The sequence below is a fragment of the Oleiphilus sp. HI0061 genome (genome assembly GCF_001635675.1).
In genome coordinates this window covers 1-527 of record NZ_LWFE01000035.1, presented here as the reverse complement: position 1 = coordinate 527, position 527 = coordinate 1, and the positions used below count along the sequence as shown (strand labels likewise).

Sequence of the window (527 nt, the reverse complement as noted above, 5' to 3'; positions counted from 1 at the left end):
ACCTGAAAGGTTAATGATCATAATTTTATCGGATGACATCGTCGCCGCCTTTTTAATTCCATAGGCGATTGCATGACTTGACTCAAGTGCAGGCATAATACCCTCAACTAGCGTTAGGCGACGGAATGCAGCAAGTGCCTCATCGTCGGTAACCGACACGTAATTTGCTCGCTTCATGTCCTTCAACCAGGAATGCTCAGGACCAACGCCTGGATAATCAAGCCCTGCAGAAATAGAGTGAGTGCCCTGAATCTGGCCAGCCTTATCAGACATCAAGTAGGTACGATTTCCGTGAAGAACTCCCGGAGCGCCAGCGCATAGCGGCGCAGCATGCTCACCAGTCTCGATACCGTGTCCTCCAGCCTCAACACCATACATCTCAACATCGTGGTCGCAGATAAAGGGGTAAAATAAACCGATTGCATTCGAGCCACCATCTACACAAGCGACTAAAGCATCAGGTAATCGCCCTTCTTTCTCAAGGCACTGAGCTTTTGCTTCTCGACCGATGATCGCCTGGAAGTCAC

General features: G+C 49.7%; 1 protein-coding gene. It reads right to left on the bottom strand.

Annotated features, from left to right (window positions below):
• On the bottom strand, positions 1–527 hold a 527-nt coding region (locus tag A3735_RS00500; RefSeq protein WP_156499279.1), incomplete at both ends, for a pyridoxal-phosphate dependent enzyme.